A 263-nucleotide genomic window follows, 5' to 3' on the forward strand; every position below is an offset into this window, starting at 1 on the left:
ATTTTTGCCCCTGGTGATGTTGTTTTGCAAGCGCCTCGAATTCATGTCTCGGCAGAGGTTGCAGCAACTGATGAAAAGCGGTGTTATGATGTGACAAAGCCTGAGTCCTTTGGTTTAACTGGTGTGTGGTAACAACAGTTTACCAGTGGATCTCAGGCTTTTTCATTTACCATCCAAAACTATGGGACAGCAATGCCCTTGGGCGTGTTTTTTATTTATCCTGAGTAGAGTATTAGATCTCTGTTTTACCGCCCATATAGGAC

Annotated in this window: 1 protein-coding gene; it reads right to left on the bottom strand. The window is 43.7% G+C overall.

Annotated elements, in window-relative coordinates:
- Positions 1–97 (bottom strand): DUF4372 domain-containing protein (locus AYW76_RS19030; RefSeq protein ID WP_156489115.1); only part of this gene is annotated, 97 nt, incomplete at its 3' end.
- Between the last annotated feature and the right edge of the window lie 166 nt (positions 98–263).

The sequence above is a fragment of the Marinomonas gallaica genome, from assembly GCF_001639745.1.
Lineage (GTDB): Bacteria > Pseudomonadota > Gammaproteobacteria > Pseudomonadales > Marinomonadaceae > Marinomonas > Marinomonas gallaica.